Annotated in this window: 18 protein-coding genes and 1 tRNA gene; 14 read left to right on the forward strand and 5 right to left on the reverse strand. The window is 30.2% G+C overall.

Going from position 1 to position 20,190, the window contains the following annotated elements; all coding sequences use genetic code 11:
- Positions 1-28 precede the first annotated feature (28 nt).
- Both BTO16_RS16590 and BTO16_RS16595 read left to right on the forward strand, forming a co-directional pair.
- Complete coding sequence (locus tag BTO16_RS16590) at positions 29-1,240, forward strand: BaiN/RdsA family NAD(P)/FAD-dependent oxidoreductase (RefSeq protein WP_105022757.1); 1,212 nt, start codon at positions 29-31, stop codon at positions 1,238-1,240.
- Between the two features lie 65 nt (positions 1,241-1,305).
- Complete coding sequence (locus tag BTO16_RS16595; protein ID WP_105022758.1) at positions 1,306-1,863, forward strand: thioredoxin family protein; 558 nt, start codon at positions 1,306-1,308, stop codon at positions 1,861-1,863.
- A 10-nt stretch (positions 1,864-1,873) separates the two neighbouring features.
- Here the strand turns inward: BTO16_RS16595 and BTO16_RS16600 are convergent, their stop codons facing one another.
- Together BTO16_RS16600 and dnaE are read right to left on the reverse strand one after the other, a co-directional pair.
- On the reverse strand, positions 1,874-2,491 hold the full coding sequence (locus tag BTO16_RS16600) for a hypothetical protein (protein WP_105022759.1): 618 nt from the start codon (positions 2,489-2,491) through the stop codon (positions 1,874-1,876).
- Between the two features lie 557 nt (positions 2,492-3,048).
- Positions 3,049-7,386 carry a DNA polymerase III subunit alpha gene (dnaE, locus tag BTO16_RS16605; RefSeq protein ID WP_105022760.1) on the reverse strand — a complete coding sequence of 1,446 codons (4,338 nt, stop codon included), beginning with the start codon at positions 7,384-7,386 and terminating at the stop codon, positions 3,049-3,051.
- A 231-nt stretch (positions 7,387-7,617) separates the two neighbouring features.
- On the opposite strand from dnaE, the gene BTO16_RS16610 reads away from it, so the two are divergent.
- The 3 genes from BTO16_RS16610 to BTO16_RS16620 all read left to right on the forward strand — a co-directional run bounded on the left by BTO16_RS16610 (position 7,618) and on the right by BTO16_RS16620 (position 8,788).
- A complete protein-coding gene (locus BTO16_RS16610; RefSeq protein ID WP_105022761.1) occupies positions 7,618-8,154 on the forward strand; it encodes a 30S ribosomal protein S16 in 537 nt (178 codons plus the stop codon).
- A gap of 19 nt (positions 8,155-8,173) precedes the next feature.
- Positions 8,174-8,698 (forward strand): ribosome maturation factor RimM, encoded by a 525-nt coding sequence (rimM, locus tag BTO16_RS16615; RefSeq protein WP_105022762.1) that lies wholly within the window; start codon positions 8,174-8,176, stop codon positions 8,696-8,698.
- Between the two features lie 3 nt (positions 8,699-8,701).
- Positions 8,702-8,788 (forward strand) — tRNA-Ser (locus BTO16_RS16620).
- A 666-nt stretch (positions 8,789-9,454) separates the two neighbouring features.
- Here BTO16_RS16620 and BTO16_RS16625 read toward each other — a convergent pair.
- A complete protein-coding gene (locus BTO16_RS16625; protein ID WP_105022763.1) occupies positions 9,455-9,883 on the reverse strand; it encodes a hypothetical protein in 429 nt (142 codons plus the stop codon).
- A gap of 113 nt (positions 9,884-9,996) precedes the next feature.
- Here BTO16_RS16625 and BTO16_RS16630 point away from each other — a divergent pair, with 113 nt between their 5' ends.
- Complete coding sequence (locus BTO16_RS16630) at positions 9,997-10,716, forward strand: tRNA1(Val) (adenine(37)-N6)-methyltransferase (RefSeq protein ID WP_105022764.1); 720 nt, start codon at positions 9,997-9,999, stop codon at positions 10,714-10,716.
- Between the two features lie 79 nt (positions 10,717-10,795).
- Here the strand turns inward: BTO16_RS16630 and BTO16_RS16635 are convergent, their stop codons facing one another.
- Positions 10,796-12,166, reverse strand: a complete 1,371-nt coding sequence (locus BTO16_RS16635; RefSeq protein ID WP_105022765.1) for a saccharopine dehydrogenase family protein — start codon at positions 12,164-12,166, stop codon at positions 10,796-10,798.
- 172 nt (positions 12,167-12,338) lie between these two features.
- Between BTO16_RS16635 and BTO16_RS16640 the strand changes: the two genes are divergently transcribed.
- The 7 genes from BTO16_RS16640 to BTO16_RS16670 all read left to right on the forward strand — a co-directional run bounded on the left by BTO16_RS16640 (position 12,339) and on the right by BTO16_RS16670 (position 17,965).
- Positions 12,339-13,235 carry a DUF1338 domain-containing protein gene (locus BTO16_RS16640; protein WP_105022766.1) on the forward strand — a complete coding sequence of 299 codons (897 nt, stop codon included), beginning with the start codon at positions 12,339-12,341 and terminating at the stop codon, positions 13,233-13,235.
- Between the two features lie 111 nt (positions 13,236-13,346).
- On the forward strand, positions 13,347-13,733 hold the full coding sequence (locus BTO16_RS16645) for a DUF423 domain-containing protein (protein WP_105022767.1): 387 nt from the start codon (positions 13,347-13,349) through the stop codon (positions 13,731-13,733).
- A gap of 81 nt (positions 13,734-13,814) precedes the next feature.
- The gene (pckA, locus tag BTO16_RS16650; protein ID WP_105022768.1) at positions 13,815-15,425 is read left to right on the forward strand and encodes a phosphoenolpyruvate carboxykinase (ATP); all 1,611 of its coding nucleotides are present in this window, start codon (positions 13,815-13,817) and stop codon (positions 15,423-15,425) included.
- A 195-nt stretch (positions 15,426-15,620) separates the two neighbouring features.
- Positions 15,621-16,772, forward strand: coding sequence for an NAD(P)/FAD-dependent oxidoreductase (locus BTO16_RS16655; protein ID WP_105022769.1), 1,152 nt, complete (start codon positions 15,621-15,623; stop codon positions 16,770-16,772).
- 284 nt (positions 16,773-17,056) lie between these two features.
- The gene (locus tag BTO16_RS16660; protein WP_105022770.1) at positions 17,057-17,389 is read left to right on the forward strand and encodes a YtxH domain-containing protein; all 333 of its coding nucleotides are present in this window, start codon (positions 17,057-17,059) and stop codon (positions 17,387-17,389) included.
- Positions 17,390-17,392: 3 nt separating this feature from the next.
- Positions 17,393-17,740 carry a hypothetical protein gene (locus BTO16_RS16665; protein WP_105022771.1) on the forward strand — a complete coding sequence of 116 codons (348 nt, stop codon included), beginning with the start codon at positions 17,393-17,395 and terminating at the stop codon, positions 17,738-17,740.
- 24 nt (positions 17,741-17,764) lie between these two features.
- Positions 17,765-17,965: a DUF6327 family protein gene (locus BTO16_RS16670; RefSeq protein ID WP_105022772.1), complete on the forward strand. Its 201-nt coding sequence runs from the start codon at positions 17,765-17,767 to the stop codon at positions 17,963-17,965.
- A 33-nt stretch (positions 17,966-17,998) separates the two neighbouring features.
- On the opposite strand, the gene BTO16_RS16675 is transcribed toward BTO16_RS16670, so the two are convergent.
- A complete protein-coding gene (locus tag BTO16_RS16675) occupies positions 17,999-19,024 on the reverse strand; it encodes a helix-turn-helix domain-containing protein (protein ID WP_105022773.1) in 1,026 nt (341 codons plus the stop codon).
- 563 nt (positions 19,025-19,587) lie between these two features.
- Between BTO16_RS16675 and BTO16_RS16680 the strand changes: the two genes are divergently transcribed.
- Positions 19,588-20,034 (forward strand): ferritin-like domain-containing protein, encoded by a 447-nt coding sequence (locus BTO16_RS16680; RefSeq protein WP_245892136.1) that lies wholly within the window; start codon positions 19,588-19,590, stop codon positions 20,032-20,034.
- Positions 20,035-20,190: the final 156 nt, after the last annotated feature.

A 20,190-nucleotide genomic window follows, 5' to 3' on the forward strand; every position in this document is an offset into this window, starting at 1 on the left:
CAAAATCTGTGAGGTCTAATATAAAAAAATGAACAAAATAATAATTATTGGAGGAGGAGCAGCTGGTTATTTTACAGCGATTAATGCAAAAGAAAATAATCCTGATTTAGACATTATCATCCTTGAAAAAGGAAATGATGTTTTGCAAAAAGTAAGAATTTCTGGAGGCGGAAGATGTAATGTTACACATGCCTGTTTTACGCCAAAAGAACTTTGTGAATTTTATCCAAGAGGAGAAAAAGAATTATTGGGACCTTTTCATCAATTCATGACCGGCGATACTTTTGAATGGTTCGAAAACAGGGGCGTTCCGTTGAAGATTGAAGATGATAATCGTGTTTTTCCAGAGGCAAATACAAGTCAAGCTATTATAGATTGCTTTCAAAATGCTGTTGATAACTTAGGCATTAAAGTGTTCACAAACTGCGGAGTAAATTCAGTTTATCAACAAGAAAATAAGTGGGTTATCAACACAAAAGAGAAAAATTTTGAAGCTGATAAAGTAGTAATTGCGGCAGGAAGTTCTAAACGTATTTGGGAGTTGTGCGAAACATTAGATCACTCAATTATTGAGCCCGTTCCTTCTTTGTTTACTTTTAATATCAACGACAAAAGATTGGTAGATTTATTAGGTATTTCTGTGCCGAGTGCAACGGTGAAAATTGTAGGTACAAAATTAGAAGCTTCAGGACCTTTGTTAATTACACATTGGGGAATGAGCGGACCGGCGGTTTTAAAACTATCTGCTTTTGGAGCTAGAATTTTAGCAGACAAAAAGTATCAATACAATGTTGAGGTAAATTGGTTATCAAGACCAACTGAAAAGGTCTTAAATGTACTTTTAAACTTAAAAAAGAAAGAACCTCGCAAAACAGTGATTTTAAAATCGCCATTTACAGAAATTTCTAAAAGACTGTGGGAGCGTTTTGTGCTTGCATCAGATATAAGAGTTGGTCAAAATTGGGCAGATTTAAATTCAGCGCAGCTAGAAAATTTAGCAAATCAACTAACAAAAGGGGTTTTTAATGCAAATGGAAGAACCACTTTTAAAGATGAATTTGTTACTGCAGGCGGAATAGATTTAAAAGAAATCGATTTTAAACGTTTTGAAAGCAGAAAACATACAAATCTCTTTTTTGTAGGTGAAGTTTTAAATATTGACGCAGTTACTGGCGGCTTTAATTTCCAGAATGCTTGGACTAGCGGCTTTATTTGCGCAAAAGCTTTGGCGGAAGAATAGGTGAATTTCTAGTATCACGGAAACTATCAACTAAAAACTAAAAACTAAAAACTAGCAATCAATAAATGGCAAGAACAGAATCCAACGAATTTAAAAATGGCACAAAAGCTCCTGCTTTTAATTTATTAAATACAATTGATGATTGTTTTACTTTTTTGGATGATTTAAAAGGAGAAAAGGGAACTGTAATTATGTTTATCTGTAATCATTGTCCGTTTGTAATTCATATAAATGCTGAGTTGGTGAAAATGGCGAACGATTATCAACAAAAAGGAATTAATTTTATTGCTATAAGTTCTAATGATGTTGAAAATTATCCGCAAGATTCACCTCAATTAATGAAACAATTGGCCAAAGATGCAAAATATCCTTTTCCTTATTTGTATGATGAAACTCAAGAAGTCGCAAAATGCTACAATGCTGCTTGTACACCAGATTTTTATATTTTTGATGCAGATTTAAAATCAGTATATCATGGTCAATTAGATGACTCAAGACCAGGAAACGGAATACAGGTTACGGGAAATAATGTAAGAAATTGTTTGGATTTTTTATTAGAAAAGAAAGGTCTTTTACAAAATCAAAAACCAAGTGTTGGTTGTGGTATCAAGTGGAAACTATAAAAAAAGAAGATTAATATAAATGTTTTTCTATGTTTTGGTCTTGTGAGTTAACCTGTTTATTACCAAATTGTTGTAATTTTTTTCTTCGATAATTCTGAAGCTCACTTCTTGTATCTTTTTGATCATTTTGTACCTCTGAAAATTGATTTAACATCAAAGGCTTCTCCAAAGAAAAAGATTCTAGTCGATTGTTAATAGCCATTCTAATAACTCTTCCTTGCCCTTTAGCTTCTGCGTCTAATACGATACCGAATATAATTGCAATTAAAAGGGCTCCTATTACAGAAAATTGACCAAAACAATAGAATAATATTGTACTAGAAAATAGCCATAAAGCCATACCTATGTGAACATAATGATTTTTTGAGATAATTGAAAACGTATTGGTTAAAAAATATTCAAAAGAAATAAGCTTTTTATTTAAGTCCTTTTTTGAAGGATATAACTCATTTTTTAAGTCTAGAGATAGCAGTTTAGCCTCTAGATCTTTGTTTTGGTTTGAAGTAAAATCTCTTTGTTCTAGATCTAAAAGTATGGTAATAAAGTTGTTGTAAATTGCTGTTTCAGCCTTGTCCTGAGTTTTGTCGTTTAATTTGTAAAAAATTAGTAAGGCTTCATCTATTTTCATGACCTAAGAATAATTAATGATGATGAAAAAATATAATTTATTAAAAGGGCTACTATATTGCTCAAAATAAACATGTTATTAATATATGACGCTAATATATAGAAAAAAATATTAATTGTGAAGTTGTATTTCGTTTTTTTTAGTAGGTAATTGATTTAGTTTTGTGTAGATGTAAATAAATTTACTTAATTAGTTAAAACTAAAGAGTAATTTACTTTTTAAGTACTTTTTAGAAGCAAAATTTGCCTTAGTAGTTGCTCAGGAAACATTTATTTGGCTTAGAATGGCAATTCTTGTTAAAAGGTAAATCAATAGCTATTGATTAGATCCGCAGTTATAAGGAAAAAAATAGCATTATTAAAGTTTATTAAAAATCAGGATCCCTTAAATAAATAGTCGTTTAAGTAATTTTTAATTAGTAACATTCTATGTTTAAGAAATCGTATTTACTTAGAAAATGGGCAACTTTTTTCTAGTGTTTAGCATAAGTTCGGGTTAAATTTTCAAAAAAAAAATCATTTCATCCTAATCTTCCCTTTAAATAAGAAATTTGTATTTTAATTTAACTTAAAATTAATCTGTTGCTTTTCTAAAATTGATAACAATTCGTTAGATATTTTTACTTTCGTATTTCTACTTGGTAAATTCACTTCGATTTTTTCTTTAGCATCCCAAATAGTAAACTTTAAGCTTTGCTTACCCAGGTTGTTTTTTAAAATACTTTCTAGATTTAAAATTGTTTTTTCGTTAATGGCATCCACAGAAATTTTAATCGTAATTTTTTTACAGAGTTCATCCATAATATCGTGTAACAATTTAAAATCGATAAATTTTAATCTAGGTTCGCCAACGACACCTTCTTTACTCGTCCAACCAGGCTGAATGGTGGTTCTGATAAATAAAAATGAATTAGGCACAAAAAAGTGTTTAAACTTTAAATATTCTTCACCAAAAACACGAAACTCATAACTATCTCCATAATCTTCTATGGTAAATAAAGCCCAGCCTTTTCCTGCTTTTGAAACTCTGTGTTGCACATCGGTTACAATGCCAGCAAAAGATAAATTATTACCTACAATTTTTTGTAAATCGCCTTTAAAATCTTTAAGTGTTGCGTTGCAAAAAATCATTTCATTTTTAAAATCATCTAAAGGATGCGCAGAAATATAAATGCCGATGACTTCTTTTTCTTGCGATAAAAGCTCCATAGTTCCCCAAGTTTCACACGTAGGAATATCAGGTTCTGGAAATTGTATATTTGAAGCCTCACCAAACATTGAAACTTGTGCAGAATTTTCGTTTTCTTGGTATTTACTTCCAAATTTCATGGCACGTTCTAAAAAGGTAATTCCTTTTTCATCCACAGCAAAATATTGCGCTCTGTGCGTATCCGTAAAAGAATCAAAAGCACCCGCTTTTACCAAGCTATCAAAAGATTTTTTGTTCGCAGCTCTTAAATCTACACGTTTTGCCAAATCAAAAATGGAAGTATAATTTCCGTTTTCTTTTCTTTCTTCAATAATCGCTCTTACAGCAGATGCGCCAACACCTTTAACAGCAGCCATTCCAAAACGAACAGCACCTTCTTTATTTACAGAAAACTTTAAATAAGATTCATTTAAATCTGGTCCTAAAACGGCCAATCCCATTCTTCTACATTCTTCCATAAAGAACGAAACGGACTTTATATCATTCATGTTGTTTGATAACACAGACGCCATATATTCTGCGGGATAATGTGCCTTTAAATAGGCAGTTTGATAGGCAATCCAAGCATAACACGTGGAGTGAGATTTGTTAAAAGCATAACTTGCAAAGGCTTCCCAATCTTTCCAGATTTTCTCTAATTTTTCGGCATCATGACCATTTGCAGCAGCTTGTTCTACAAACTTAGGCTTCATTTTATCAAGAACAGAAATTTGCTTTTTACCCATCGCTTTACGCAAAACATCGGCTTCACCTTTGGTAAAATTTGCTAACTTTTGCGAGAGTAACATTACTTGCTCTTGGTACACTGTAATTCCGTATGTTTCAGCCAAATACTCTTCCATTGCTGGTAGATCATATTCAATATCTTCTGTTCCGTGTTTTCTTTGGATAAAAGACGGAATATATTCCATCGGTCCAGGTCTGTACAAGGCATTCATGGCAATTAAATCGGCAAAAACAGTTGGTTTTAAGGAGCGCATGTGTTTTTGCATTCCTGGAGATTCATACTGAAAAACACCTACAGTTTCTCCTTTTTGGAACAATTCATAGGTTTTATCATCATCTAAAGGAAAACTATCTGGATCTAAATCTACATCATGTTTTGCTTTTACAATTTTAACCGTGTCTTTAATTAAGGTCAGTGTTTTTAATCCCAAGAAATCCATTTTTAACAAACCAGCAGATTCTACTACAGAGTTGTCAAATTGGGTAACATACATGTTAGAATCTTTTGCCAAAGCAACAGGCACGTAATTGGTAATGTCACCAGGAGTAATAATTACCCCACAAGCGTGAATACCAGTATTTCGAACAGAACCTTCTAATATGGTGGCTTTATTAATGGTTTCTGATGTCAAATCGTTTCCAAAAGACATCGATCTTAATTCTTCTACCATTACTTTCTCTTCAGAACGTAAACCTGCTATTTTGCCTTTGCTTTTTTCATCATTTCCAAAAATATTTTGTAGTTTGATATTCGGAATTAATTTGGCAATTCTATCGGCTTCAAAAAGAGGTAAATCTAAAACTCTCGCCGTATCTCTAATAGATGATTTTGCAGCCATCGTTCCGTAAGTAATAATTTGCGCAACCTGATTTGCGCCATATTTATTTATTACATAATCCATAACACGACCGCGACCTTCATCATCAAAATCGATGTCAATATCTGGCATAGAAACACGCTCAGGATTTAAGAAACGCTCAAAAAGCAAATCGTATTGAATAGGATCGATATTGGTTATCCATAAACAATAGGCAACCACAGAACCCGCTGCGGAACCACGTCCAGGACCAACGGCAACATCCATATTTCTTGCTTCTCTAATAAAATCTTCAACAATTAAAAAATAACCAGGATATCCCGTTTTTTCAATCACGGATAGTTCAAAATCCAATCGTTCTTTGATGGATTCTGTAATTTCTCCGTAGCGTTTTTTTGCACCTACAAAAGTTAAGTGATTTAAATAGCTATTCTCACCACGTTTGCCGCCATCAACTTTATCTTCTTCTGATTGAAACTTCTCTGGAATATCAAAAGCAGGTAATAAAACTTCTCTGGCAAGTGTGTAAATTTCAATTTTATCTACAATTTCTTGAATGTTACTAATGGCTTCAGGTACATCTGCAAAGAGTTTTTTCATATCTTCAGTAGATTTGAAATAATACTCATCATTTGGCAAACCATATCTGTAACCACGACCTTTACCAATTGGTGTCGCTTGTTTTTCGCCATCTTTTACACACAATAAAATATCGTGCGCATTTGCATCTTTTTTCTCTAAATAAAAGGTGTTGTTTGTTGCGATAATTTTAACATCGTGCTTTTTAGAAAACTTGAGTAAGGTTTCATTTACAATATTTTCATCCTGCTGATTGTGGCGCATCAACTCAATATAAAAATCATCTTTAAACTCTTCTTTCCACCAAACTAGGGCTTCTTCGGCCTGAACTTCTCCAAGATTTAGAATTTTACTCGGAACTTCTCCATATAAGTTCCCTGTTAAAACAATGATGTCGTCTTTGTATTTTTTGATGATTTCTCTGTCTATTCTTGGTACGTAGTAAAAGCCATCAACAAAAGCAATCGAAGACATTTTTGCTAAATTATGATACCCATTTTTATTTTTTGCTAGTAAAACAATTTGATACCCATTGTCTTTAACAGACTTGTTTTTATGATCTTCACAAACATTAAATTCACAACCAACAATTGGTTTAATTGGTGTTTCTGCAGTTTTGTTGTGATTTAGAATAGCACTTACAAAGTGAAAAGCTGCCATCATATTCGCGGTATCCGTCATCGCAACAGCCGGCATATTATCACTTGCAGTTGCAGCTACAATTTGACTAATTTGCATGGTAGATTGCAAAACAGAATATTGCGTATGATTGTGTAAGTGCGAAAACTGTACATTTTTTAATTCTGATAAACCCTCTGAAGTAGATTTTGTATTTTCGGTATCTTTTAATTTATCAAGACGTTTACGAATTTTATCACTTTCCTTTTTTAGGTTGATGTGTTTTAAACCAATTAATTGAATCGATTTTGGATTTTTTTCTGAGTAATTTTTAAAATACTCGTCATCAACATCTAATTGCTCTTTTGTAAATTCACGTAAACGAATCAACTCCAAAAAACAACGTGTGGTTGCCTCAACATCGGCAGTTGCGTTATGGGCTTCACCAAAACCAACACCAAATAAATGATTGTGTAATTCGGTTAACGTTGGCAGTTTAAATTTACCATATCTACCACCAGGAAGTTGGCACATTAGCGCTGTTTTTTCTGTACAGGTGTCTAAAATCGGCAATGAAGAAAGGATACTTTCAACGCCCAAACGATGGAATTCGCACCCCATTATATTAAGGTCGAAATTTAAATTCTGACCAACAATAAACTTGGTTTTGTTTAAAGCTTCATTAAATAACGCTAAACTTTTCTTTAAAGGAATACCTTGCTCTTGGGCCAATTCAGTAGAAATTCCGTGAATTCTTTCTGCATCATACGGAATATTATATCCGTCTGGCTGAATTAAAAAATCGTTATGCTCAATAAGATTCCCCATTTTATCATGCAACTGCCATGCAATTTGCACACATCTAGGCCAATTATCTGTATCTGTAATTGGAGCGTTCCAACTTTTTGGTAAACCGGTTGTTTCTGTGTCAAAAATTAAGTACATAAAATGGATGTTTTTGTTGCTGAATTTGGGATGTTAAAAATACAAAAACATAAAATATTTTAGACTTATAAAGTGTCTTGACTTATCAACAAAAGCGATGTTTTAACCTGTTAAAAATAAGTTGATTTAAAAGAATATCAATTAAAATAATTTGTATATTTGCGCCCACTTACCACGAGATGGTGAGATTTTTAATAATCAAGGTCGAGAACCTTAAAAAATTAATACAAAATGCCAGTAAAAATTAGATTACAAAGACACGGAAAAAAAGGGAAACCATTCTATTGGATAGTTGCCGCTGATGCACGTGCAAAAAGAGATGGTAAATACTTAGAAAAAATAGGTACTTACGATCCAAATATCAATCCTGCAGTTATTGACTTAGATGTTGATAAAGCGGTGACTTGGTTACAAAATGGTGCACAACCAACTGATACTGCTAAAGCAATTTTATCTTATAAAGGAGCTTTATTAAAGAATCATTTAGCTGGTGGTGTAAGAAAAGGAGCCTTAACTGAAGAGCAAGCAGCAGCTAAATTTACTGCTTGGTTAGAAGAAAAAGGTGGTAAAGTTACTGCTAAAGAAGAAGGTTTAACAAAATCTCAAGCAGATGCAAAAGCAAAAGCTTTAGCAGCTGAAAAAGCAGTTAACGAAGCAAGAATTGAAGCAGCTAAGCCAGTTGTTGAAGAGGTTGTAGAAGAAGCAGTTGCAGAAGTTGAAGCAGCTCCTGATACAATTGATGAAGCATCAGCAAAAGCAGCAGAATAAATTATAAATTTATACGACAATGCGTAAAGAAGATTGTTTTTATTTAGGCAAAATCGTTACAAAATATAGTTTTAAAGGTGAAGTTGTTATCAAATTAGATACCGACGAACCAGAGTTGTATACAGAAATGGAATCAGTTTATGTCGAATTCGGCGCAAATTTGGTTCCATTTTTTATTGATAAAAGCTCGCTTCACAAAGGAAATCAATTGCGTGTTCAGTTTGAAGATGTATATTCTGATGAAGAAGCAGAATCAATTTTGAAATGCGGTGTTTATTTACCTTTAGATTTATTACCAAAATTAACGGGCGATAAATTTTATTTTCATGAAGTAATTGGTTTTACCGTTGTTGATGAAAATTATGGGGAAGTTGGCACGCTAGTTCATATAAATGACAAAGCAGCACAACCACTTTTTGAAATTGACAGTGATGGTAAAGAAGTTTTTATACCAATGATTGATGATTTTATCAAGAAAGTAGATAGAGCAAACAAAACAATACACGTTAATGCTCCTGAAGGATTAATAGAGTTGTATTTATAAACTAGAGAGGTGCTAGAGCGGCTGAATAGGCTACCCTGGAAAGGTAGTATACTGGTAACGGTATCAAGGGTTCGAATCCCTTTCTCTCTGCAATTAGAAAAATAATTATAACAAAAAGCCTATAAACAGACAGTTTATAGGCTTTTTTATTTAGTTAAATAAAAGCTTTGAAATACAAATAAACAGTTGCACACTTTTCTAAGCTTCTGTTAGCAAATTAGGTTTTTTATTCTTTCTTTAATTATAAAAGCAATTATTTTATACGATTAGATTTTACAATTTGCTCTAATTTTAAAAAATATCATTAAGTTTAGTATTAAAATAATGAATCCATCATATGTAATTTTAGGCGGAACAATTTTCTTATTAGTATTTTATTTTTGTGGAAAAAGAAGTGGCAGAAATCAAAAAGAAAATCAACAAATAAGTAACAATTGAAAAAGGATCGTAGAATTTGAAATGTTAAAAAAAAACAGCCGTTATTTATGAAAATAAGATAATATTTAAACCTAAAGTATTAACTAAAATAAATGGTTACATTTAAATAATAGTTTTGGTAAAATGGTAAAAGGGAAAGTTTATAATTAATCGTTTACATTAATTAAACATGCTTTATTATCTTATTAAGCAACTATTTTTACAATATTGTTTTAAACAGTTTTGTATGCACTTGAAGTTAAGTTTGTTGCTATTTTGTAAACTTTTTTCAACAGCTATTATGTTAAAAGAAACAAGGAAAAGAGCTTTTTTGTTCGATTAGTTTTCAATAGTATAATTAAAAGATATAGTAGCGTAAACACCAGTAGAGCCTACACTTTCTACATCGAATTCTAGTTTTCCATTAATAAAAATTTGAGCCTTTAGGTTGTATGGTAGATCGTTATTTCTATATGCATTTCCTATAATTTCTTCGTACTTGTAATCTGTGAATGAAATGATTATTGGTTCTTGGTTTCCATTACTATCATAGTTAAATTGTCTAGCACCATATCTGTCTTGTAAGAGCGGGTCAAGATCAAAATCTTTATAGGTAATCCATATTTCGTCAAATTCAGGAGTATCAGAGGTTATGATAATTTCTACATTTTTAGGAACAATCGGAATCTCTTCTATTACTATCTGGTCTGCTGTTGTAGTGCAAGAAATAGAAATTAGTATGATAAGCACTGGTATTATTTTTCTCATAATATTATATTTGTTGTAAATCATTTAAACAAAGGTAGTTTAAATAGAATTTCTTAGAGAATTATCCTAAAGTAATATACTTTTACAATAAAATAGTAGTTAATCTTCATTTTATGAAACCATTTAAATTTAAAGAGTTTACAATTTATCAAGATAAAACAGCCATGAAAATTGGTACAGATGGCGTTTTGCTCGGTGCTTGGTGTACTGTAGAAAATTATCCAGATACTATTTTAGATATTGGTTCTGGTACAGGAATCATTTCTTTAATGTTAGCGCAACGTGCAGACGCCATGACTATTGACGCTGTAGAGGTTGATGAAAGTGCTTATGAACAAACAGTAGAAAATTTTGAGCAGTCAGTTTGGGGAGATCGATTATATTGCTATAATGCAACTTTTCAAGAATTTGCTGATGAAATTGCATCCGAAGAAGAAACCTATGATTTAATAATATCTAATCCGCCATTTTATACAGATGAGTTTGAATCTGAAGATGTTGCGAGAAATAAAGCGCGTTTTACGAGTGCATTGTCTTTTGAAGAATTAGTTTCTGGCGTTGTAAAAATTCTTTCTTCGGATGGTACATTTGCCGTGATTATCCCTTTTAAGGAAGAAGAAAATTTTATCAATTTAGCAAAAAAGAAGCACTTGTTGTTAAATAGAGTTTGTCGTGTTCAAGGAAATACAACATCAGAAATAAAAAGAAGTTTATTAGAGTTTTCTTTTTATTTATCAGAATTAAAAGAAGAACATTTAATTATAGAAATTGAACGCCACCAATACACAAAAGAATATATAAATTTAACGAAAGATTTTTATTTAAAAATGTAAGTTTATAATGTTATTACTTGGAACGAAGCAATCTTCTCTTTTATGAGCAAATCGCTTAATGCCAAGTAATTACATCTACTTATCCAATTACATTATTAGGATTGTATCCTAAATAAGTTACGTCTCTTTCTGTAAATTGTACTCCGTAATTTTCTAGTTCTTTTAAAATGGGATCGTATACTTCTTTAGATATTGGTAATTGAACTCCTGGGTTTTTTATTTCTCCTTTTAAGATTTTTAATGCCGCAATTCCAACAGGTAAACCAACAGTTTTTGCCATGGCTGTATAGGTTTGGTTTTCGCCTAAAACAACTAAGCTACTTTCAATTTGAAACTTTTTGCCGTTTATTTCATAGCCAAATAAATGCTGCATTACAATCATGTCTTTATCATCTTCTTGTAACGTCCAAGAATCTTCTAAAATCTTTTGAAGCATTCTAGCTGGAGTAGCATTTACGAGTCCAATTTTTTTCTTCGGATTAAAAATATCTAGCTCAATTAATTTTTCCCACATAATATCATCTTGATCAATTTTTAAATAAGATCTAAGTTTCAATTCAACAGAATCTGATGGAGAATATGCTAAAAACAAGTTTACAAAATCGCGATAACTCATGTTTTCAGAATCTTCAATTGTGTAAGAATCATCTGTCATTCCTAATTGAACAAAAATATTCCAAGCTCTAGAAAAACCAACTTTTCTAATGGTACCTCTGTACATTGTTGGTATGTTTTCTAGACCATAAATACCTCTATACTTTAGAGAATCTCTATTTGCATACGCCTCAAATTTACCCGTTCCATGAACGTTTAAAAACTCGGTTCTTCTAAATAATTTATGATAAGGAATGTACTTATAAGTACCTTCTTGTTTAAACATTGCAGCGCCTCCTTGGCCTGCTAAAACCACATTTCTAGGGTTCCAGGTAAATTTATAATTCCACAAATTAGTGTCACTTTCTGGAGCCACTAACCCGCCACAAAAAGATTCAAATAAAAGCATTTTTGCGCCTTTTTCTCTAATTCTGTCAATAATTTTCATGGCACTCATATGATCTAAACCAGGGTCTAAACCAATTTCATTCATAAAAACCAATCCTTTCTCTTTGGCAGCTGCATCTAAGGTTCTCATTTCTTCGGATATGTAAGAAGCAGTAACCATATGTTTATCAAACTTTATACAATCTTTGGCTACTTCTATATGAAAACGAGCCGGTAACATAGAAATTACAATATCAGATTTTTTGATTTCTTGCGCACGCTGCTGTTCATTAAAAATATCTAAGCTAATAGCTGTTCCATTTTTGTGATTATTTAGTAATTTTAGAGCGTTTTCTGTAGAAATATCAGCAACAGTTAATTGTAAGTTTTCTTCATCAGATTTATCTAATAAATATTTTATTAAAGAAGAACTCGATTTTCCTGCGCCAATAATCAATATGTTTTTCATAAAAATTGTTTTTTTATTTCACCACGAATATATTAATTTTAGTTATAATTTAAACAAATAATAATATATTTGTTTAAAATTAAACTACACTCAAAGGGTTTTTAGATACGATACCTTTTAATGTATTTAATTTGTTGTAGATTTAAAAACAAATTATTAAAAATTAGAAATAATGAAAGTTTTAGATGAGGTTTTAAAAGGATTAATGGATCGTTACAAAGATCGAGTTCCTGATGTGTCAAAAATTACAAATGCTTTAATTACAAATCATTTAATTGAAAACCAGGAAGATATTGAAAATGATCATATTGCCTTTCGTACAATGGGCGTTCCTAATTTAGGTATTGCCTCTTTTGAAAAAATATTTTTACATTTTGGTTACACTGCAGAAGATACATATCTCTTTGAAAAAAAGAAACTAAATGCACGTTGGTATAAGCCACCAACTAATAAATATCCAAGAATTTTTTTGAGTGAACTTAATGTTTCAAGTTTTTCAGAAAACATTCAAAATATTATTAAATCTTATACGAATGAAGTAACTTCTGATCCAGTTGATGCTCTAAATTTAAATAATTCTAAAGAAATAGATGCATACTTACATGCCGCTTTATGGCGAGTACCAACTTGGGAGGATTATTGCACATTAAAAGAAGAGAGTGAATATGCAGCTTGGGTTATTTATAATAGATATTATTTAAATCATTACACAATTACTGTTGATGGATTGCCAGAAGGATACAATTCATTAGTTCAGTTTAATACGTTTGTTAATAGTATTGGTGTAGAATTAAGTGATGCAGGTGGTTTTATAAAAACAAGTAGTGATGGTTTACTTTTGCAAAGTTCAACAATTTCACAAGTATGTGAAGCTACATTTTCTGATGGAGACAAACATTCAATAGCTGGAAGTTATGTAGAGTTTGCAGAAAGAAAAATACTTCCAGAATTTAAAAATCTACCAAAAAAAGAAATTAAAAGAGAGCATAGAAGAGAAGGTTTTGAGGCATCTAACGCAGACAAAATATTTGAAAGCACATTTTCTAGTCAAGTAGATAGAAAAAAATAAAAACACCTATTTACTCAAAGCAAATTTTTATTGATTATTAAATTTTTTAATTCTATAATCTTTAAAAACATATTTTGAAATCTCTTTAATGTAAATTTACAGATAAAGTTAATGTTTAAAAATTTAATTATTACCAGTTTTTTAGGAATGTTCGCCATTATCTTAGGTGCTTTTGGCGCTCATGCATTAAAAGAAGTATTAACACCAGACCAATTATCAAGTTTTGAAACAGGCGTTAAATACCAAATGTATCATGTACTTGTATTGTTATTTGTAAATACTTTTGAAGGCTTTACTTTAAAACAAAAAAATAGAATTAGTTATATGTTCTTTGTAGGTATTTTATTTTTTTCTGGCTCTATTTATGCACTTCAATTAACGTCAATAACAGCAAAATCAATCTGGTTTGTAACACCTTTAGGCGGTTTGTTTTTTATAATAGGATGGTTGATGATGTTAACAGTATTCGTGAAAAAAAATGTAAAGAATTTAAAATAATAATAATTTTCCCTTTAAAAAAGAAGCCTGTTTTAAATTATTGTTTAATTTTGTAGTGTAATAAAACAAAAATATATTGACATGATAGATACAAATACGAAATCGATTTCGTTAAATAGTCTAGGAATCAAAAATGCAACAATTCGTTATCAGCTTACTTCTAGCGAATTACATGATGAAACCATAAAAAAAGAACAAGGAGTAGTATCTTCTTTAGGAGCAATTGCTGTTAACACAGGAGAATTTACAGGGCGTTCGCCATTAGATCGTTTTATTGTAAAAGATGCTATTACCACAGATGAAGTTTGGTGGAGCAAAATAAATATACCTTTTGAAACCGATAAATTTGATAAACTATACGATAAAGTAGTAGATTACTTATCAGAAAAAGAAATATTTGTTAGAGATAGTTACGCTTGTGCGGATGAAAAATATAAATTAAGCATACGAGTTGTAAATGAATATCCTTGGAGCAACATGTTTGCTTACAATATGTTTTTACGACCAACAAAAGAAGAGTTAAAAGATTTTGATCCAGAATGGACGGTAATTAATGCGCCAGGTTTTATGGCAGATCCGGAAGCAGACGGAACTCGTCAGCATAATTTTGCAATCTTAAATTTTACAAAAAAAGTTGCCTTAATTGGTGGCACAGGGTACACGGGTGAAATTAAAAAAGGATTTTTTTCTGCGCTAAATTTTATACTACCAATGTATAAAAAAACTTTGCCAATGCATTGTTCTGCAAATGTTGGTAAAGATGGCGATACTGCTATTTTCTTTGGATTATCTGGTACCGGAAAAACTACGTTATCTACAGATCCAAATAGAAGTTTAATTGGTGATGATGAACACGGCTGGACAGAAGAAAACACCGTTTTTAATTTTGAAGGTGGTTGTTATGCAAAAGTGATTAATTTATCGCAAGAACAAGAACCAGAAATTTATGCTGCAATTAAAAAAGGAGCAATTCTAGAAAATGTAATCATGGATAAAGATGGAGTTATCGATTTTGAGGATATTTCGATTACGCCAAATACAAGAGTAAGTTATCCAATTTATCATATAGATAATATTCAGCAACCATCAACAGGAAAAAATCCTAAAAACATTTTCTTTTTAACTGCGGATGCTTTTGGTGTTTTGCCTCCAATTTCTAAATTAACACCAAGTCAAGCAGCATATCATTTTATCTCTGGTTATACAGCAAAAGTTGCAGGTACAGAAGCTGGCGTTACAGAACCAGTTCCAAATTTTTCAGCTTGTTTTGGCGCACCTTTTATGCCATTACATCCAACGAGATACGCAGAAATGTTAAGCAAAAAAATGAAAGATGCAGGTGTAAACGTTTGGTTGGTAAATACAGGTTGGTCTGGAGGTAAATATGGCGTTGGAAAAAGAATGCCATTAAAATACACAAGAGCAATGATTACGGCCGTTTTAAATGGTGATTTAGGCGATTATACTTACGAAAATTACCACATTCATTCTGTATTTGGAGTTGCACAACCAAGATCTTGTCCAGGTGTGCCTTCAGATTTATTAAGTCCAAGATCTACTTGGAACGATGATGAATCTTATTACAAAACAGCATTTCAATTATCAAATGCATTTAGAGTAAATTTTAAACAATTTGAAGAATTTGCGAACGAAGAAATCCGAAGAGGAGGTCCACAACGTTATGCGTTATAAAAAAAATAGTTCATTTATAAAAAAAGCATCCAAATTTGGATGCTTTTTTTATAAATGATTTTTTTTGATAAGAATTTTCTAAATTCTAAATTATTGAAATTCCTTTCTTATGAAGCAAGTAGGATAAATAATTAAAGAAAAATTTTTATTTACTATAATTAAGCGTTAAAATTACATTTATTTAAGAAGCGAGTTATGATAAAAACAGCTGTTTGTATTGTTGGAGCAGGACCTGCGGGCGCTAGTGCATCTTTAATGCTTTCAAAACTTAAAATTGAGCATTATATTATAGACAAAGCAATTTTTCCAAGGGATAAAACCTGTGGAGATGGGTTAATTCTACATGCTTACAAATCGTTACTTACTTTAGGGTTGTTGGATGCTTTTTTAACAAATTCAAAGTTTATTCATAGTAAAAATATTAATCTATATATAAAAGATAATTTAAATCTTCAATTTAAGGAAAGTGAAGATAGAGATATGGCTATTTCATATGGAAAACGTATTGATTTTGACCATTTTTTAGTCAATGAAATGTCAAAGCAATACACAACTTGTCAATTTGGAAGTGGAGTTAAAAATCTAGAAGAAGTTGCAGAAGGAATACGAATTACCTTAAAAAACGGAAAACAAATAACAGCAAAAATTGTCGTGGGTGCAGATGGTATTCAATCTATAGTTTCTAGAAAATTAGCAGGTTTTATTCCTAATAAAAATAAGAGTTCTACATTTATTAGTGCCTACTTTAATAATGTTAAAATGCCTTTAGATAAAGCAGCAGAAATACGATTGTATTATAGAAAAATGCCTTTATTTTTTTATGTTTTTCCATTAGCAAATAATGAAGTTAATGTCTCTTTAGGCGGAAATACTCAAAAGCTTTTAGATAATAACATTAATTTAAAAGAGGAGATCGAATCAATTATAAAAACGCATCCTAAGGTTGCTGATAAGTTTATTTACGCAGAACAGATAGGTGCTTGGCGTGGTTGGGGTATTCCTTATCACTTTAAAAAACAGACCATTTGCGGAAATAGATTTTTATTAGTTGGTGATGCCGCAGGTTTGGCAAATTCCTTTTATAAAGAAGGAGTAGGAACAGGAATGATGTCTGGAATAATTTGCGCTAAAAAGATAGCAAGTTGTTTAAAAGAAAATAATTTTTCTGAAACATTTATGTCTTCTTATAAAAAAGATATAGACAATGAGTTCGGAAAATTATTAAGGTTTAGTGAGTTTGCTTTAAAGCTGGCAAATTTTAAAGCCATTTTTGCTGGGTTTGCTAGATTTTCTAAGAAGTTTGTAGAGAAGAAAGCTCCTGGTATTATCAAAAAAAGAAGTTATTAAAATAATTTTACAAGCTAAAATTACTGATTATTAGGTTCAATTGTTTTTAAATTTATTTGATTTTAAGTTTAATTTATTTAAAATCAAGATTTTATTATCAATTTTAAAATGAAATATAAGTACAATTTTTAATTTTTATTTGTTTTTTTTAGGAAAATAGTTAAACCTTTATTTTTTTGTTTGAGTTAATAATAAAACTTATTGAGTTAAGTTGATACTAATTAATTTAGTAATTTTGTTATGTGAGACACACACATTTAATCTAACATTAAAAAAAAATAAACATGAGTAATAGTAGTAACACAATAGTAGGATTATTAGCAGGAACAGTAATAGGAGCAACTTTAGGTATTTTATTTGCACCAGATAAAGGAACTAAAACAAGACGAAGAATTTCTGATGAAGCTTTAAGTGTAAAAGGTAGAATAGTAGAAACAGCAAGCGAATTTTCAGACAAAGTTTCTTCATCAGTTTCTTCAAAAAAAGAAACTTTAGACGCGCAATTAGAAAATGTAGTTTCTAATGTTAGTCATAAAGCAGAAGATGTTATATCAACTTTAGAAAAAAAATTACATGAACTAAAAGAGAAAAACAAGAAGCTACAAAAACCTGCCTAATCTATGAGTATATTCGAAAATTTTAAAGATTCTGCAGATAAAGGAACCGATGCAAGTAAGCAGTTTGTTTCAAAAACTTTTGAGCATACAAAACTAAAAGCTTTTCAACTAACAGCTTTAACTCTAAGTGTAATTGTCAAACTTTTTATTATAGGAAGTTTGGCAATCTTAGGGTTTATATTTCTAGCTTTTTCTTCGGCAATTGCAATAGGAGAATATTTAGAAAATATTGCTTTTGGGTATTTAATTGTTGGACTGGTTTTTTTAACAATTTCTATATTAATTTATCTTTTTAGAAAATATTTTGATAGAAAAGTAATAACTAGCTTGTCTAAAATATTTTTTGATTAGTTGCTAAACTTAAATACGTACACAATGAAAACATATCAAAGTTTTGAAGAAATAAGTAGAGATTTAAAACTGTTATCCCTAGAAAGGCAAATAGCTTTAGAAGAGCTTAAAATGGTTAAAAACGATTTTGAAGAAAGTTTAAAACCTTTAAGTATGATTAAAAATATACTTACTACTTTTGGTAAGTTTGGTACCTTGATGCTTATCAAAAGAGTTTTTAAATAATTGTTGTTTAACCTAAAGATTTTTTTAGTGGTTCTAAACTACGGTTAATAATTTTTTCTTAAATCCGTTTGGCGTAATACCATACTTTTCTCTAAAAATTTTAGAAAAATAGCTTCTACTGCTAAAACCAATACTGTAAACAATTTGAGATATATTTAAATCTGTATTTTTTAATAAATCTCTTGAAGATTCTAAACGAATATGCCTTATATATTCTGTAACAGTTCTATTATATAAAAATCTAAAACCATCTTGCAATTTGGCTTGGGTTAAACCAGAATTTAAAGAAAGATCCTCTAAAGTGTACCCTTTAGCAGGATTTTTTATAATTCTATTTCCAAATTTACGAACCATTATTAACTCCTCTTTAGTAAGTGAAGTTGGTAAAGGAACGCCTTCTAAAAGTGTATTGTGTTGTTGTATGTGTAAAGATAAAATTTCATAAACTTTAGCTTCAATTCTAAGAATGCGTAACATTCCTGTTCCCTTAATTTTTTTTAATCCTCTTATAAGGTCAGCCATTTTTAAATTAAGTGTACCAAAATGAGAAAACCTATTATTATGATCTGTGTCTGCAAAAACTTCGTATAATTTTTTATTAAGCGTAGATACTTTTGTGGTTCGTTTCTTTAAAAAATATTTTCTAACTATTTGAATACTATTAATTTCTAAAGCCTCGTTTTCTGGAAAATAAATATAACTATATCCATCAGTTTTATTTGTGAATATTAATGATTGAAATTGCTCAACAATTTTTTCTTTATCATGAATATCAAATTTATGTATTAAAGATCCTAATGAAGGATAAACAAAACGAATAGGATTAAATTCATTATGAGCTTTTACCTTTAAGATAAGGTTTTTATGAAAAGTAATATCAAAATCTAACAAATTTACACCCCAATCAAAAGGAGTGAACTTTATTTTTCCAGTAGCGTTTTCATTGTCAATAATCAGTGTGCATTCACTCCAATGTTCTTCAATAGTACCACCAATAACTTCTTTAATCTGTACAAGTGTATCTTTTGGACTATCAGCAATTATTTCAATCTCAATCATAGGGAAAAAGTATTTAAACAGACTAGTTCTATTTATTTAAATAAAAAAAAATAAAAGTAAGTTAAATTTTACGAAATAGCTTGATAACTTATAAATAGCGAACAATTAAAAACAGTCTTTAGGTAATTTTTAGATTTACTTTAAGCCTAACTAGGTAATTTTTTTGATATAACTATAGACAGTTGAACCAATCACATTTGGTAAGTAAAATTACTGATAACATAAAAAAAAGTAAAATTATAGTATTTCGATAAGGCATCAAATAGATAAATAAATAGTCTATTTTGAGAATGAATAACAATAATTTTTTTATTAAAGTGTATCATCAGAAAAAAAGAAACTTTATCAGAAAATGGTCTCAAAATAGTTAAATGATACTATTTAAAAGTAATATTTTTATATGAGTTAAGATTTATATTAGGTGCATTAATTAGATGTTTTAACTATTAATATCTTAGAGGATTAAAGCTATTAAACGAATTTAGTAGTAAATTAGAAATAAAGATGTAAAACGTTTGACATCTTTAAAATAAGCAAGCGTTCATTTAAAATTACTAATAATTATGACTTATACCGCACAAGTTAAAGAAAAATTAAATGGAATTTTGGAAAAGACTTATGATGCAGAGAAAGGGTTTAAGAAAGCAGCCGATAACATAGATAATAAGGCATTAAAAAACTATTTTAGTGCAAAGTCGTTCGAAAAAAATACTTTTGGAAAAGAATTGGAAACAGAAATTACAGCAGGTAATAAAGAGGTTAAAAAAGAAGGTAGCTTAACTGGTTCTGCAAAAAGCACTTGGATGGATACAAAAGCTCTTTTTTCTTTGGATAATGAAGAGTTTATTTTAGAAGTAGCCATTAAAGGAGAAAAAACCACTGTAAAAGAATATGAAGCTATAATTAAAGAACCAAGCTTACCAACTAGCACAAAGTCTTTATTAGAAGCTCAAAAAAGTAAAATTGAAAATGGACTTTATAATAGTAAATCTTTAGAGCCTATTTGTTAAAGGTTTTTAGTTGGCTGGTTTTTTAAAAAAATAGTTTTTCTAAAATGTATTTGAGCTAAAATGTGTTTTATAAGAGTTAAGTTTTTGTGTGTAAGTGTTTTAAATTTGTTGTGTAGAAAATAGTTCTTAACTATTTAATTTATAAACCATTAAAAA

The organism is Polaribacter glomeratus (genome assembly GCF_002954665.1).
GTDB lineage: Bacteria > Bacteroidota > Bacteroidia > Flavobacteriales > Flavobacteriaceae > Polaribacter > Polaribacter glomeratus.

Bases quoted from the DNA above. Each gene is read 5' to 3' on its own strand.
- BTO16_RS16665 (WP_105022771.1), top strand. From the start codon at position 17,393: ATGAGTATATTCGAAAATTTTAAAGATTCTGCAGATAAAGGAACCGAT.
- BTO16_RS16680 (WP_245892136.1), top strand. From the start codon at position 19,588: ATGACTTATACCGCACAAGTTAAAGAAAAATTAAATGGAATTTTGGAA.
- BTO16_RS16630 (WP_105022764.1), top strand. From the start codon at position 9,997: ATGAAACCATTTAAATTTAAAGAGTTTACAATTTATCAAGATAAAACA.
- BTO16_RS16625 (WP_105022763.1), bottom strand. From the start codon at position 9,883: ATGAGAAAAATAATACCAGTGCTTATCATACTAATTTCTATTTCTTGC.
- BTO16_RS16660 (WP_105022770.1), top strand. From the start codon at position 17,057: ATGAGTAATAGTAGTAACACAATAGTAGGATTATTAGCAGGAACAGTA.
- rimM (WP_105022762.1), top strand. From the start codon at position 8,174: ATGCGTAAAGAAGATTGTTTTTATTTAGGCAAAATCGTTACAAAATAT.
- BTO16_RS16610 (WP_105022761.1), top strand. From the start codon at position 7,618: ATGCCAGTAAAAATTAGATTACAAAGACACGGAAAAAAAGGGAAACCA.
- BTO16_RS16590 (WP_105022757.1), top strand. From the start codon at position 29: ATGAACAAAATAATAATTATTGGAGGAGGAGCAGCTGGTTATTTTACA.
- BTO16_RS16635 (WP_105022765.1), bottom strand. From the start codon at position 12,166: ATGAAAAACATATTGATTATTGGCGCAGGAAAATCGAGTTCTTCTTTA.
- BTO16_RS16600 (WP_105022759.1), bottom strand. From the start codon at position 2,491: ATGAAAATAGATGAAGCCTTACTAATTTTTTACAAATTAAACGACAAA.
- BTO16_RS16640 (WP_105022766.1), top strand. From the start codon at position 12,339: ATGAAAGTTTTAGATGAGGTTTTAAAAGGATTAATGGATCGTTACAAA.
- BTO16_RS16645 (WP_105022767.1), top strand. From the start codon at position 13,347: ATGTTTAAAAATTTAATTATTACCAGTTTTTTAGGAATGTTCGCCATT.
- BTO16_RS16675 (WP_105022773.1), bottom strand. From the start codon at position 19,024: ATGATTGAGATTGAAATAATTGCTGATAGTCCAAAAGATACACTTGTA.
- BTO16_RS16655 (WP_105022769.1), top strand. From the start codon at position 15,621: ATGATAAAAACAGCTGTTTGTATTGTTGGAGCAGGACCTGCGGGCGCT.
- dnaE (WP_105022760.1), bottom strand. From the start codon at position 7,386: ATGTACTTAATTTTTGACACAGAAACAACCGGTTTACCAAAAAGTTGG.
- BTO16_RS16670 (WP_105022772.1), top strand. From the start codon at position 17,765: ATGAAAACATATCAAAGTTTTGAAGAAATAAGTAGAGATTTAAAACTG.
- BTO16_RS16595 (WP_105022758.1), top strand. From the start codon at position 1,306: ATGGCAAGAACAGAATCCAACGAATTTAAAAATGGCACAAAAGCTCCT.
- pckA (WP_105022768.1), top strand. From the start codon at position 13,815: ATGATAGATACAAATACGAAATCGATTTCGTTAAATAGTCTAGGAATC.